Source organism: Bacillus stratosphericus (assembly GCF_020524495.1).
Lineage (GTDB): Bacteria > Bacillota > Bacilli > Bacillales > Bacillaceae > Bacillus > Bacillus stratosphericus_B.
The window spans coordinates 90,772-105,005 of the sequence record NZ_JAIVLB010000008.1; the positions used below are offsets into that span (position 1 = coordinate 90,772).

The following is a 14,234-nucleotide window of genomic DNA, read 5'->3' on the forward strand; positions in this document are numbered from 1 at the left end:
CCGATAGTTGAGGAAAAAAGTGCCTGTTTATTCAATTTTTATCTATTTAAAATAACTTACTTGTGAGCATTCCTCACATTCATTACCATAACACTCGTGCTGTTCCATTAAGTCATTTCCACATTTTGTGCATTTCTTTGAGGGCAAATTTCTAAAAAACTCAGTGATTTTTCCTAGCATTTGTCATCCTCCAATACATTTTGTTGCTATTATTGTATTATAACAGGTTAATAATTGTCAATCTGTTTTGTAACAACGGGCAAGAAGAATGCTTTTTCCATTAAAAATGGGTATATTGTAAGAAGGGGATTTTTAGAAAAAGGAGGTAAGAATGTCGATGAAATTAACCGTTATTGGATGCTACGGAGGGTTTCCAGCAGTTGGTGAAGCGACGTCAGGCTATCTTTTTGAATCAGATGGTTTTCGGCTCCTTGTAGACTGCGGGAGTAGCGTTCTTTCAAAGCTTCAGCAATACATTGATATAGAAGAATTAGATGCTGTTCTCCTTTGGCATTATCATCACGACCATATTGCAGATATCGGACCTCTTCAATATGCTAAATTGGTGGGGTATCATTTAGGGAAAAGTAGTGGTCCGCTTCCGATCTATGGACATACTGGTGATCCAGAAGCGTTTCTTCGGCTTTCTGATGATGTACATACAAAGGCAAAGCCTTATCATCCGGGAGAATGCCTTCAAATTGGCCCATTTCAAATTGATTTTTTGAAAACGGTTCATCCGGTAGAATGCTATGCCATGAGAATTCATGCTGATGATGCTGTTGTGGTGTATACAGCCGACTCTAGCTATAAGGAAGCATTTATCCCATTTAGCAAGGATGCTGATCTTCTCATTGCCGAAAGCAATTTTTACGCTGGGCAAGACGGATCGAGTGCAGGACATATGAACAGCACTGATGTGGGCAAGATTGCAAATGAAGCAAATGTTGGAGAACTAATGATCACACATCTGCCTCATGTCGGTCGGCATAAAGACCTAGTCAATGAAGCACAGGCGTTATATACTGGCAGTATACAGCTTGCCCATTCAGGGCTTAGATGGAACAAGGGAGGAAGATAGAGTTGCTGTTTATCGATAACGAACAACATGATGATCCAATGATTAATTTGGCAATTGAAGAGTATTGCCTAAAATATTTAGATCCCGAAGAAACGAATTTGCTGTTTTATATTAACCAGCCATCCATTATAATTGGAAAGAACCAAAATACAATAGAAGAAATCAACACAAAATATGTGGAAGACAACGGAATTAAAGTCGTTCGCCGCCTATCAGGCGGTGGTGCAGTTTACCATGACAAAGGAAACTTAAACTTCAGCTTTATCACAAAAGACGATGGGGAAAGCTTCCATAACTTTAAAAAGTTCACAGATCCAGTCATCAAAGCGCTAGAAAAGCTAGGAGTCAAAGCTGAATTAAGCGGCAGAAATGATATCATGGCAGACGGGCGTAAAATTTCTGGGAATGCTCAATTTGCGACGAGAGGACGTATTTTCAGTCATGGCACACTCCTATTTGATTCAGAAATTGAACATGTGGTCTCTGCATTAAATGTTAAAAAAGAAAAGATTGAATCTAAAGGCATTAAATCCATTAGAAGCAGGGTTGCCAATATTAGTGAACTGTTGGATCAAAAGATGACAACTGAAGAATTTAGAAAGATTCTTTTAAGCTACATTTTTGATACGAATGGGGACGTACCTCAATATCAACTGACAGAAAAGGATTGGAAAAACATTCATGACATTTCCCGGGATCGATATCAAAAATGGGAATGGAACTATGGCCGTTCACCTAAGTTTAATTTGCAGCACTCAAAGCGATTCACAGCAGGCTCTATTGATCTACGATTAGAGGTGAAAAAAGGGCTCATTCAGGATTGTAAAATCTTTGGTGACTTCTTTGGCGTTGGGGATATTGTGGATATTGAACAAAGACTCATTGGAAAGCAATATGACCGTAAAACCATTAGCGACGTATTAGAAGATATGGATATGCACCACTATTTTGGCAACGTATCGAAAGAAAACTTTCTTGATTTGATTTATTAAATGATGGATAAGCTCGGCTAGAGATAGCGTTGCTTTTCTATCCAAAGAAATGAAAGCGATTCACATTTGAGCTTGTGGATTTTTTCGATTGTCTATTATAATAGAAAGGAGGAATGTTTGGCCATAAAATGAATGGCTATTCATTCATTGATGATGCATAAGGGGTGGGAGAATGGATTTGATCAAAAATCTTCAACAGACTGCGATGACCAAGGGAGAAAACATCGCACTTATCTTTGAAGGAAACAAGTGGACCTATCGAGAGCTGATGACAAGTGTCGAGCGCTTTGCAGATGGCTTAGTCAACGAAGGATTTCAAGCAGGGGATCATATTGCGCTTATTTTAGGGAATTCACCGCATTTTGTCATTTCTTTTTTTGGAGCATTAAAGGCAGGACTTGTCGTTGTACCCGTCAACCCAACGTACACGCCAAGTGAAATCGGATATATGCTCACCACAGGTGATGTGAAGGGCATAGTTGCGGCACATCAGCTTCTGCCAGTTTACGAACAAGTGTATGAACAGCTTCCTTCCATCGATCGAGTGATCATTTGTGCAGAAAACGAATCTGCGTGCAGATCAAGTATAAAGGAAGTATCTGATCGCCTTGTTTTCTTTGGAAAGCTTGTATCTGGACATGCACCAGAAACAAAACATCCTTCTATTCAACCTGATGATACTGCTGTTATTTTATTTACATCTGGCACTACAGGAAAACCAAAGGGTGCGATGCTCACTCACTTCAATCTTTATTCAAATGCCAGAGACATTACTGAGTATCTATCTATCGGTGAAAAGGACAAGGTGATTGCGGCTTTGCCGATGTTTCATGTATTTTGTTTGACGGTCTGTATGAATGCACCGTTGATTCATGGCGCGACCATTTATGTCCTTCCTCATTTTAGCCCAACAGTGCTATTGCGCATGATGGAAAAAGAAAAACCGACACTATTTGTTGGTGTTCCAACCATGTATAATTATTTATACCGCAAAGAAGGTCATGATGAGGCGATGAAATCAGTGAGAATTTGTATCTCAGGGGGTGCCTCTATGCCCGTTGCCTTACTTTATGGTTTTGAGGAGAAATTTGGTGTGAGAGTGCTGGAGGGTTATGGTTTATCAGAGGCTTCCCCAGTGACTGCATTCAATCCCATTGACGGAAAAAGAAAACCAGGTTCAGTCGGGATCGATATTATGAACGTGAAGAATAAGATCGTGAATGAACTTGGAGACGAAGTCGGTCCGAATGAAGTCGGAGAACTCATTGCAAAAGGGCCAAATATTATGAAAGGCTATTATCAAATGCCAGAAGATACAGAGGCAGCACTGAGGGGCGGCTGGCTGTATACAGGAGATTTGGCCAGAAGAGATGAGGACGGATATATTTATATTGTCGATCGGAAAAAGGATATGATTCTTGTTGGCGGATATAATGTCTATCCAAGAGAAGTAGAAGAAGTTCTTTATCAACATGAAGCTGTAGAAGAAGCCGTCGTCATCGGTGTTCCAGATCCAAACACAGGAGAGGCTGTCGCCTGTTACATTTCCCCTAAGAAACATGCTCACATCAATCAAGATGACATCATTACACATTGTTCACGCTATTTAGCGAAATATAAGCAGCCCCAAACGATCCATTTCATAGATAATATTCCAAAAAACACAACAGGGAAAATTTTAAGAAGAGCGCTAAAGGACAAGTACCAAACAGAAGAAAGCAAATAATGAAAGGGAGTCTCTATGAGGAGGCTCCCTTTTGAAAGGCTTCTTGTAACTGTTACTGAAAAGAATTCGACTGTTTTTGATTCAGTTCTTAATACGTTCATCTACTAAGAAAACGACCTATAATCGGTTGGTTCATAGCTGAAAGGTGGTTTCGATTTTGATACACTTAGTTTCTCCGATTTTTTTAGAAGCATCATCATTTTTTTCGCTGAAGCTTTTTAGATGGGGCATGCTATGATGGAGGCACATGAGACAGGTTCTAAACAAAAATATACGGGATTAGAATAGAGGAGAAGGATAGAAAGGAGGCTGACATGTGCGAGTACGTAAATGGGTAGCTCTTGCAACGTTAGCATACATATTGTACGGTCTTTTTATTTATTTTTATTTGTTTATAATGGGTGATTCATCAGTTCCTGAAAGTGTGAAAGGGACAAGTGCAGACCCTCATACCTTTATGACAAGACATGAGCTTGTGATCAGCCAGAATTTCTCAAAAATACGTAACCTGTTGTACTTTATTACAATCCCGTTAGATTGGTATATCTTTTTCCTATTGCTGATTTCAGGGTTTTCACGGAAATTAGCAGACTGGAGCCTTGTAGCTGCTCATTTTCAAATTTTAAGCAAACTTGTCTATGTCTTAATGCTGTCGCTTCTTACCATGCTGGTTTCACTGCCGATCAAATGGATTGGTTATCAGCTGTCCTTACACTATGGTGTGTCAGCTCAAAGCACGGCAAGCTGGTTAAAAGATCAAACTCTTGATTTTTGGATTCAATATCCGATTCTTGTGCTATGTGCCATTGTGTTCTTTTGGTTAATTCAAAAGAAAGGGAAGTTATGGTGGCTGTATGCCTGGTGTTTGACAGTGCCAGTCACACTGTTCCTCTTTTTTATACAGCCAGTCGTTATTGATCCGCTATACAATGATTTTTATCCATTAAAGAATCAAGCACTTGAGAAAAAGATATTAACTCTTGCAGAGGAAGCGCATATCCCCGCAGATCATGTATATGAAGTCAATATGTCTCAGAAAACAAACACGATGAACGCATACGTAACAGGGATCGGTGATAATAAGCGCATTGTCCTTTGGGACACGACGTTGCAGAAGCTGAAAGATCGAGAAATTTTATTTATCATGGCGCATGAAATGGGGCATTACGTCATGAAGCATGTCTATATCGGCCTAGCAGGTTACTTGGTGCTGTCACTTGCTGGATTTTTTGCGATTGACCGCCTTTATTTTTACCTTTATCAAAAGGGTGCTGTTCTATTTCGGCTGAAAGTGCCACACGAGGTCGCTGCACTGCCGCTTCTTTTGATCATTGTATCTATGCTGTCATTTGCTGCTTCCCCTTTTACAAATGCTGTGTCAAGGCATCAAGAAAGGGCAGCTGATGACTATGCAGTGAACCTGACAAAAGATGGGGAGGCAGGGGTGACATCTTTTCAAAAGCTTGCAAAATCTGGACTATCCCAAGTGAATCCGCCGCTTCTAGTGAAAATATTTCGCTATGGACACCCGACAATGATGGAAAGAATCATTGACATGGAAAAGGCATCAAAAAAAGAGGAAACGTCTAAATAGCAATAAACCAATAAAATCCGGCTGGATCAGCCGGATTTTTTGAAACACATAATTAGTTAGAAGCCGCTTGAACGTTAATTAACCCTTTTCCGTAATAGAATGAGTCACCAAGCGGTGTTGCTGTGCTTTCTAAACGCTGACGAACCTGTGAACTTGATAGATTCGGGTTCTTAGAAAGAATAAGCGCTGCTGCTCCTGCTACATGAGGAGAAGCCATGGATGTTCCAGTATAAGATGTATACCCATCGCTTGGTACTGTACTTAAAATGGATGTACCAGGTGCAGAAACATCTAATTCAGGTCCTACGCTAGAAGAGGAGTTTCTTTCATTGTTGTTGTTGACATTGGCAACGGCAATCGTAGAATCATATTTTGCTGGATAGCCAACAGTGCTTGAAGAGCCAGAAGAACCTGAATTACCAGCAGCAACAACAACAACGATTCCGTGATTGTTTGCTGTGTCAACAGCATTTTTAAGCGCTGTGGAACCGCTCGGTCCGCCTAAGCTCATATTGATGACATCCATGTTATTGGCAACGGCCCATTCAATACCGCTAATAATCCAGCTGTATTGTCCACTGCCGTAACGGTCTAACACTTTAACAGCATACAAGGAGGCACTTGGAGCGACACCAAGAACACCAATTGTGTTATCTAGGGCAGCAATAGTTCCGGCTACGTGAGTTCCGTGTGATTGAAAGTCTTCGGTGGCATTTGGCTCTGAAGGGACGAAGCTAGCACCGCCTGCAACATTTAAGTCAGGGTGTGCAGCGTGGATACCAGTATCAAGGACAGCTACTTTGACGTTGGCGCCTTTATAGCCTTGAGTGTGTACATCTGGAGCTTTGATTTGAGGGATACCATAAGGGACGGTTTGTGCATATGCTTCTGCTTTGTGGTCTTCTTCTACATAAGCAATGCTAGGGTCATGTTCAAGTTTTTTGGCGGCTTGTTCGGACATCTTCACTTGTGCAGCATTAATGAGTCGATATTGCTTTTCTAGTTTCCCGCCATTTTGAGTCACCGCATGTTTCTTAGAGCTGTTCGTGGTGGCAGAAGCTTTAAAGCCAACGATATAGCTTTTTTCACTATCTGACTTTGAGACCGTCTCGGCATTTGCCATTGAGCCTCCTAATCCTACTGAAAACAGAAGAGGGACAGCCAATAAAACACTTGTCATCACATTTTTCTTTTTCACGTACGTTCCACTCCCTTTTTTCTTATTTCAGAATAATCATCCGTAGTCTGCAGAATGATTTATTTGATTTATTTGATTTATTTGATTTATTTGATTTGTTCGATTATTCTGTGTTTTCAGTTTAAAGGGAATGGGCAAAAAAGAGTAGACCTGAATTTTTGTGAAAGTCCTAGTATAAATTAGGTAAATAAGTCGCTTGAAAAACATATTAAATTATGTTTCATTGCGGTTTTCTGTTAAAAAAGAAGGGTGCTTTTTTTCTCATGATCGATTTCAGGACAAACATTCGTTATCCGAAAAGTTATAAAATAGGCAGGAAAGACTATCATCTATTTCAAATTTCGATATAAAAAAATATTATTTTATCATTGTTTCTGATATAAAAAAGAACCTGTTGGTGATAACAGGTTCTTTAAGAAGGTGAAGATGGAGTTAAATGGCTGGCCACGTTGTCATCACGTACCTTCCATTCACCATTTTTCCATTTCACATAATTTAAGCAAGCATTTACACGTCTCGTGTCCCAAAGACCGATAGTTCATCACCAAGGGTGGTGAGTAAGGCATGGACGTCAGCATCACTATCATCGTGTTCAATGAAATCGTCCATGATCATAAGAGGTACATCCACATGTTTTAAAAACAAATAAGTTGTTTCTTTCGCTCTTGATAATGGACTGGAAATGAAGACATCCCAATGGACAAAAGTCCAGTTTGTTCAGCCTGCCACTTACCTGTCTCATTTAAAGGGATATCTGTTCGCCCTTGAATTGTTTCGCTGCATTCCAATCTGTTTCCCCGTGTTTAAATAGGCAAATTGTTTTCAATCAATCCCGCCTTTTCTATCTTTTCTTCTATGATACTAAAGCAGAAGAAGAATGACTGGATTAACGATTTGTCAGACTTGTTAAGGATTCGACAGAGCTGGCAACTTGTGACACTGTTTGTTTGACTTCTTTCAACTCGTTAAGGAACGTTTGGAGATCTATTTCAATTTTTCCGTTTTGGTTTTTGCTTAAGTTCATGCTCCTCACAATATCATCGAAGAGCGAATTGATTTGAGTCATTTTTTCTTTACTGTCTATCACAAGTAAATTCACGTCTGCAATGTGCTGTGACACAATGGCAATTTGAGAATTTGTATTGTTGACAAGCTCTGATACAGTCGAAACCGTTTTCTTGGTATCTTCTGATAATTTACGAACCTCATTTGCGACAACAGCAAAGCCTTTTCCATGTTCACCTGCACGTGCAGATTCGATTGAGGCATTTAAAGATAACAAATTCGTTTGCTCTGCAATGCCTGTGACAATCCCAAAAATTTGTTCAATTTGTTTTGCAATTTCTTCTAAGCGTTTTATTTCCGTTTCGATCTTTGTCATACTGCTATCAATCTGATTCATTTGTGTTTGTTGAATTTCTAATTCTTTTTTACCGCCAATTGATTTTTCCTCAACTTGGGCCGAGATATTCGTTCCAGCCTGTGACATATCCGCCATCTCATCAGATTTTGACACAAGTTTATCCACTGCACTTGTTGTGTTTGAGAAAAGAGAAGCAAGTGAATTGGAGGTTTCTGTAATTTTTGTGTGAAGCTCTTTTTGCTGTACTTCCGCTTCATCACGAATTTTAGAATATTCATTTTGGAATGTATCTAGGACAAGCTGCTGCTCTAAATTTAAAATTTTCGTCGTCGCTTTGATAGCCGTCTGATATTCTTTGAAATCTTGGATATGGTAGGAAAATAATTCCATAATCGATAGCAAAAGGTCTTGGAATGCAGCCATATACCATTTAGGCTGGAGCCCAATCCGTAAATGAGCTTGTGCAATTTTAATTCTTTTTGCCACATAGGCCTCGTCAATCACACCTTCAAACATTTCGCTAATATGGATGCGGAGTGTTTTTTTCAAACGATCGACTGAACTATGATCTTGAATGATATGCATCAAGGAAGACTCTACTTCTAGGTTTTTATAAAATGTATCGACGATTTGTTCAATATCATCTTGAACGATTGGATTCAATTGTTTCAGGATAAAAAGATCTTTCTGAGTCAAATCAATCATTTTAATTTGTTTGGTAATGTCTGTATTCGCCGAAACGTTAATTCTTTTTATCCCATTATCCTGCTGTGTGAAAAAAGCAGTGTTTTTTCTTTTTGTCTCTTTTTTAAATAACAATGTGTTTGTCCCCCCATAACATCACAAATATCAGACTTTATGTTTTTTATCGGATAATATTGGATTTTTTAAAGGGAAACAAGTTAATTTTTACTGTTCTTTATATGACCTTTTTAGTGGTTTTTTTGCTGGACCTTCTACTACTTCTCCAGTTATTGAAAAACGTGAACCGTGACAAGGACAATCCCAAGTACGGTCACTATTATTCCAAGCGACTTCACAACCTAAGTGCGTACATGTTGTATCGACAAGAAAGACATGGCCATTCTCTGATTTAAAGGCACCGCATTTTTTTTGTTCATAAGATACAATGCCGCCTTCTCCTGGCTTTAAATCATCAATTGTTTGATCAGTTTGTTTTAATTTACCACTAATCAGCTTCGCAGCAACATTGGTATTTTCTTTCATAAAATTTTTGACGAATGGGTCAGAAACAAGTCTTGATGGAGTAAAGATTGATTCATAAGGATGAGATTGTCCCTGGATCAAATCACCAATAAGGGTCGCTGCGACATGGCTTGTGGTCATGCCCCATTTTCTAAAGCCTGTAGCAACGAAGATATTCGGATGATTTTTGGTCAGGTGGCCAATGTAAGGAATTTGATCCATTGTGACCAAATCGTGGGTAGACCAACGATAGAGGACTTCCTCTATTCCAAGAGTGTTGTCTCCGAATTTTTCTAGCGCTTCATAGTGAGCAGATTCATCACCGCCTTGTCCAGTTTTATGGCCTTCTCCTCCAATGAGAACTACTTCTTCACCATGGAATTCTGCCGTTCTTAAAGAGTAGGCTGGCTGGTCAATTCCTAAGTACATCCCGTCTGGGAGTGGCTTAGTTGTTTTGGCTGCTACCACATAAGATTGCTCGGGATGAATGCGCGTGAAATAAAGTCCTTTGCCATCATAAAAAGGAAAGTGTGAGCATGAAATGATATAGCGTCCTGTCAGATGATGACCACTTTTTGTGACGACAGCAGCCTGCTCACCTTCTTTGACATCGACTGCAGTTGTCTGTTCAAAAATACGCACACCTCGCTCAATGAGTAACTCGATCAGTGCATTGACATAGTGAAGTGGATGAAATTGTGCCTGCTCTGTCATCCCAAGTGCAGCTTGTATGTCAGCATCGAAAGGCAGCTCTGTTTTCCATTCTCGATCAATGCCTAGCTGTTTGTAGGCATCTAATTCCTTCTTTAACTTTTTTACGCCACTTTCTTGCTTTGTATAAAGATAAGCATTTTTTACCTCTATCTGACAATTGATTTTGTGCTGTTTGACACGTGCTTGAATGAGCTCTTTCGCTTTTTCATTCGCTTCTACATACAAACGGGCTTTTGGCATGCCAATATGCTGAATCAGCTCATGATAGTACACATCGTGCTGTGATGTTACTTTAGCTGTTGTATGTCCGGTCGTTCCTTGAAGCAATCGATCGGCATCGATGATGAGGACATCAAATCCACGTTCCGTCATTTCAAACGCAGTGGCGATACCGGTGATACCGCCACCTACAATAATCACGTCTGCTGTTAGGTCTTCTGTTACAGTAGGAAAAGAGTGCCTCTTATTCTCTGCTAACCATAACGATTTCGCCTGATCCATTCCTTTATGTTCTTGTACCATGTTGTCGCCTCCAGTTTTTTGTTGTGTATAATTTTTCCACGATGCTGAAAATCATACATCCGAAAGGAAACAAGCACATCATACTTAAAAAAATGGCCAACCTATAAAAATATACAAGATAGAAGGAAGGAGTGAACTGACGTGTCAACAAAGCAGCCGAAGAAAACATTGCCGTCTCAACACCAGAATGAACGTCCGGGTCATGAATATATAATGAGTCCTAGACCTATTTTTGATCGAGAGGTGCAGAGCAAAAAGCTAGCTGGAAAAACAGCTATTGTGACAGGTGGAGATAGTGGGATTGGAAGAGCAGTTGCTGTCTTATTTGCAAAAGAAGGAGCCAATGTAGCGATTGTTTACTTAAATGAACATCATGATGCAGAGGAAACGAAGGACGATATTGAAAAAGCGGGAGGCAGTGTCATTATAATTGCAGGTGACTTGGGGGAGGAAGCCTTTTCGAATGAGGTCGTCAAAAAAACAAAAGATGCTTTCGGTTCAATTGATATATTGGTGAACAATGCAGGAGAACAGCACCCACAAAAAAGCATTGAACAGATTACTTCGCATCAGCTTCTTCGGACATTTCAAACAAATATCTTTGCGATGTTTTATTTAACAAAAGCTGTGCTCCCGCATTTAAAGAAAGGGTGCAGTATCATTAATACAACATCCGTCACAGCCTATAAAGGTCATGAAACCTTGATCGATTATTCATCGACAAAAGGCGCAGTCGTAACATTTACAAGATCCTTATCCTTATCTCTTATCAAACAAGGGATCCGGGTCAACGGGGTAGCTCCGGGGCCTATTTGGACACCGCTGATTCCATCCACATTTACAGAAAAGGAAGTTTCTGAATTTGGCGGCGATGTTCCAATGGAAAGACCTGGTGAACCAGTCGAGCTTGCGCCAAGTTATTTATTTTTAGCGAGCGAAGACTCATCTTATATGAATGGGCAAATTCTTCATGTGAATGGTGGAACGATCTTAAATGGATAAACAAAAAACTTGCGGTAAAGAGACGGGTGGGTGTCTCTCTGCCACAAGTAAAATCATGATGATTGATGTAAGCATTGTTTTGTATATTGAGCTGACAAGTCATTGAATCGCTTTTCATCACGTTGATCCAGTGCCTTATCAATCTCTTCTCTAAGGAAGGTTAAGCGCTGTTTATAAAGCGCCTCATCTAAAACCATTTGAATGTAGGTGTCTAAAATGGTGACGCCATTTTCTTCGGTTTTTTGGGTGTTGCGGGACTTCATGAGCTCAGCGTACGTTTTTTTCTCTTTCATAAAGAATCCCCCCGATGCCTTTTTTATAGTATATGAATTGGCAAAGAAAAAATCAACAAGATTTTATAATTTTTAGACAATTTATTTTTGAGCAAATTTGACACCTCTAGTCCAATCGACAGGATGTGATATATCTTTAAAAATTGCTTTTAGATCGATCGATTGTACTAAAAAATATGATAAAAAGATGATTTTAAATAAATTTTGAAAAAATCCTGTCGTTTCTTATACGTTGGTGATAGATTAATAGTAGCTAAATTAACCAAAAATTAACACAGGAGGAAATGAAGTGTCAGGAATTAGTGAAACACCTTTAGATTCATACGTCATCAATCAAACAACGATGGCGATCCTTCCGATAGAAGAAGGAAAGAGAGTATATTCAAAAGTCATTGAAAGAGAAACAAGCTTTTACGTTGAATTAAAGCCGCTGCAAATTATAGAACGTAGCTGCAGATTCTTTGGCTCAAGCTATGCAGGTAGAAAAGCGGGAACATACGAAGTAACAGGTATATCCCACAAGCCTCCAATCGTGATTGATCAATCCAATCATCTGTATTTCTTCCCAACCTATTCATCCAATCGCCCTCAGTGCGGGTGGATCTCCCACAAATACATTCATACCTTCCAAGAATCATCCCTCGGAGACACGGTTGTCATTTTTACAAATGAGCAAACGGTCAAACTTGATGTCTCATATAAATCGTTTGAGAGTCAGGTGCACCGAACAGCGTATCTTCGAACAAAATTCCAAGACCGTCTTGATGGAGGTCTTCCAAAAAAACAAGAATTTATGCTGTATCCAAAAGAGCAACAGCTCAATCTTGTATATGATTTTATTTTAAGAGAACTTCGTAATAGGTATTAGCGAACAACCAGCGGCGAACAGCCGCTGGACTATTCGTATGGTGGATGGAACCCTAGAGGATGTAGCAAAGAAAGCGCAGATGGCAGTTCAGCAAGAAGGGACGTTCTATGCAAGTCATGTGTTTAATCCATATTTTCATGAGGGAACAAAAACGTACACTTACGAGATATGGGAACAGCTCAACAACATGACGGATACCCTGATCATTCCTGTCGGTAATGGTACACTCTTATTAGGTGTCTACCAAGGTTTTGGTGAACTATTAGCGCAAGGTCTCATGACGAATTTTCCAAAAATTGTCGCAGTATAAGCAGAAAACTGTGCCCCTCTTGCACAAGCCTTTCATGAGCAGCGTCTTGAAATAGAGGAGATACAAAATAAAGGAATGATCGCTGAGGGCATTGCGATTGCGGCGCCTGAACGAGCAGAACAAATCCTTCAAGCTATCAAACAGACAAATGGATACATCATGACGGCAAACGAGCAAGAGATTAAAGAGGCACACACAGCACTTACAGCAAAAGGGTTTTATGTTGAACCAACAACAGCCGCCAATTATGCTGCCTATTTGAAGCATCAAAAAGCGACGACACAAGAACGGATTGTGCTGCCACTATGCGGAGCAGGATTAAAATCAGTGTAAACCAAAGTAGGTTACAAGTTGACCATTCATCTAAAGGACAAACTCACAACATTTACTGAGCACTGGCGAAGGTTATTGCCGAAATGAATGATGTGTGGATTTAATGCAAAGTGAAAAGGCGCCGAAAGGGGTCTTTTTCTTATTTTAAAAAAAGTCATCAAAATAAAATGAGCTGAAACCAAATACGTATCCGCTGTCGTCTATTGACTGTATCAGAATGATCTTAAAATGAAAAAAGGAACTATAAACCATTAAATTTGTTTCATTCATTTATTACAAATAACAGAAGTGAAACGGGCTGTCTGCTACAATAATAAAAAGAAGTCATGTCTTGCAAAGTGTTCGTATGAGGTAAAAGATAATAATCAAATTGACCGATATGAACGAATGGGAATAAGAAATGGAGGCTCTGTATGAAAAAACGATGGCATTTGATGCTGTTATTCACAATGACATTATTAGCAGCCTGCAATCAAACATGTCAGTCGCCTTCAAAACAAGAGATAAAAGAAGCTACGTATGAACAATGGGTTCAGCATTATATGGATGAGTTAAATGAAGCATATGAAAAAATGACAGACCAATTTATTTCAGATGGGCATGGGAGGATTCAAGCCAACAAAAAATTGGCAAAAGCGACAAAAGCATTTGATCGTGTGATTCAAAAAGGACTTGCTCATCATGAAGTCCCAGTTGCGTACAAACAGGCTGACAAACAATTAAAGACAGGCCTTGTTTCATTTGAAAAAGGGATTGGCAAGGTGGAGCAGTTGTTGAAGCATCCCGATCAAGAAAAGCTGTTTATTTCAGCTACCAATCATTTACAAGAAGGATTGCAAGAGACAGCCGCGTTTATTGAAAAAGTAGGTCACATTCAGAAATCATGAAAAAAAGCTTGGAAGGGTGGGACTGACCCCTAAGATGAGACAAATAAAAAACACCTTCAAGTTTGAAAACGGACCGTTGTGATCCGAAATAAAACATGGAGGTGTTTTTTCTATGGGGACAAGAGTGAGTTATCCAGTTGAAGTC

General features: G+C 39.6%; 14 protein-coding genes and 2 pseudogenes. 8 read left to right on the forward strand and 8 right to left on the reverse strand.

Translation table 11 applies throughout. The features are described from left to right. Positions 1–42: 42 nt before the first annotated feature. The gene (yhfH, locus tag LC033_RS04970; RefSeq protein WP_226567148.1) at positions 43–180 is read right to left on the reverse strand and encodes a protein YhfH; all 138 of its coding nucleotides are present in this window, start codon (positions 178–180) and stop codon (positions 43–45) included. Between the two features lie 157 nt (positions 181–337). Between yhfH and LC033_RS04975 the strand changes: the two genes are divergently transcribed. From LC033_RS04975 to LC033_RS04990, 4 genes are all read left to right on the forward strand, one after another. Beyond that, a complete protein-coding gene (locus LC033_RS04975) occupies positions 338–1,081 on the forward strand; it encodes an MBL fold metallo-hydrolase (RefSeq protein WP_226567164.1) in 744 nt (247 codons plus the stop codon). A 2-nt stretch (positions 1,082–1,083) separates the two neighbouring features. Continuing rightward, on the forward strand, positions 1,084–2,073 hold the full coding sequence (gene lplA / locus LC033_RS04980) for a lipoate--protein ligase (protein WP_226567149.1): 990 nt from the start codon (positions 1,084–1,086) through the stop codon (positions 2,071–2,073). Positions 2,074–2,245: 172 nt separating this feature from the next. Further along, positions 2,246–3,799, forward strand: coding sequence for a fatty acid--CoA ligase family protein (locus LC033_RS04985; RefSeq protein WP_226567150.1), 1,554 nt, complete (start codon positions 2,246–2,248; stop codon positions 3,797–3,799). 316 nt (positions 3,800–4,115) lie between these two features. Further along, on the forward strand, positions 4,116–5,393 hold the full coding sequence (locus LC033_RS04990) for a M48 family metallopeptidase (RefSeq protein WP_226567151.1): 1,278 nt from the start codon (positions 4,116–4,118) through the stop codon (positions 5,391–5,393). Between the two features lie 52 nt (positions 5,394–5,445). Here the strand turns inward: LC033_RS04990 and LC033_RS04995 are convergent, their stop codons facing one another. The 6 genes and pseudogenes from LC033_RS04995 to LC033_RS05015 form a co-directional block, all read right to left on the reverse strand. Then, a complete protein-coding gene (locus tag LC033_RS04995) occupies positions 5,446–6,591 on the reverse strand; it encodes a serine alkaline protease SapB (RefSeq protein ID WP_226567152.1) in 1,146 nt (381 codons plus the stop codon). Between the two features lie 507 nt (positions 6,592–7,098). Then, complete coding sequence (locus LC033_RS17190; RefSeq protein ID WP_226567165.1) at positions 7,099–7,275, reverse strand: histidine phosphatase family protein; 177 nt, start codon at positions 7,273–7,275, stop codon at positions 7,099–7,101. Continuing rightward, entirely contained in the window at positions 7,227–7,379 is a 153-nt protein-coding gene (locus tag LC033_RS05005; protein ID WP_226567153.1) for a histidine phosphatase family protein, read from the reverse strand. Before LC033_RS05005 ends, LC033_RS17190 begins: the two co-directional genes overlap by 49 nt. 98 nt (positions 7,380–7,477) lie before the next feature. Further along, positions 7,478–8,089, reverse strand: a complete 612-nt coding sequence (locus LC033_RS17530; RefSeq protein WP_446680372.1) for a methyl-accepting chemotaxis protein — start codon at positions 8,087–8,089, stop codon at positions 7,478–7,480. A 144-nt stretch (positions 8,090–8,233) separates the two neighbouring features. Beyond that, positions 8,234–8,773, reverse strand: a pseudogene (locus tag LC033_RS17535) (protoglobin family protein); the annotation flags it as partial. A gap of 90 nt (positions 8,774–8,863) precedes the next feature. Beyond that, positions 8,864–10,396, reverse strand: coding sequence for an FAD-dependent oxidoreductase (locus tag LC033_RS05015; RefSeq protein ID WP_226567155.1), 1,533 nt, complete (start codon positions 10,394–10,396; stop codon positions 8,864–8,866). Between the two features lie 141 nt (positions 10,397–10,537). On the opposite strand from LC033_RS05015, the gene LC033_RS05020 reads away from it, so the two are divergent. Continuing rightward, the gene (locus LC033_RS05020; RefSeq protein WP_226567156.1) at positions 10,538–11,398 is read left to right on the forward strand and encodes an SDR family oxidoreductase; all 861 of its coding nucleotides are present in this window, start codon (positions 10,538–10,540) and stop codon (positions 11,396–11,398) included. A gap of 53 nt (positions 11,399–11,451) precedes the next feature. Here the strand turns inward: LC033_RS05020 and LC033_RS05025 are convergent, their stop codons facing one another. After that, a complete protein-coding gene (locus LC033_RS05025; protein ID WP_226567157.1) occupies positions 11,452–11,691 on the reverse strand; it encodes an IDEAL domain-containing protein in 240 nt (79 codons plus the stop codon). A gap of 289 nt (positions 11,692–11,980) precedes the next feature. On the opposite strand from LC033_RS05025, the gene LC033_RS05030 reads away from it, so the two are divergent. From LC033_RS05030 to LC033_RS05040, 3 genes and pseudogenes are all read left to right on the forward strand, one after another. After that, a complete protein-coding gene (locus tag LC033_RS05030) occupies positions 11,981–12,559 on the forward strand; it encodes a competence protein ComK (RefSeq protein ID WP_226567158.1) in 579 nt (192 codons plus the stop codon). 37 nt (positions 12,560–12,596) lie between these two features. Then, positions 12,597–13,202, forward strand: a pseudogene (locus tag LC033_RS05035) (pyridoxal-phosphate dependent enzyme). A 413-nt stretch (positions 13,203–13,615) separates the two neighbouring features. Beyond that, positions 13,616–14,089: a hypothetical protein gene (locus LC033_RS05040; protein ID WP_226567159.1), complete on the forward strand. Its 474-nt coding sequence runs from the start codon at positions 13,616–13,618 to the stop codon at positions 14,087–14,089. Positions 14,090–14,234: the final 145 nt, after the last annotated feature.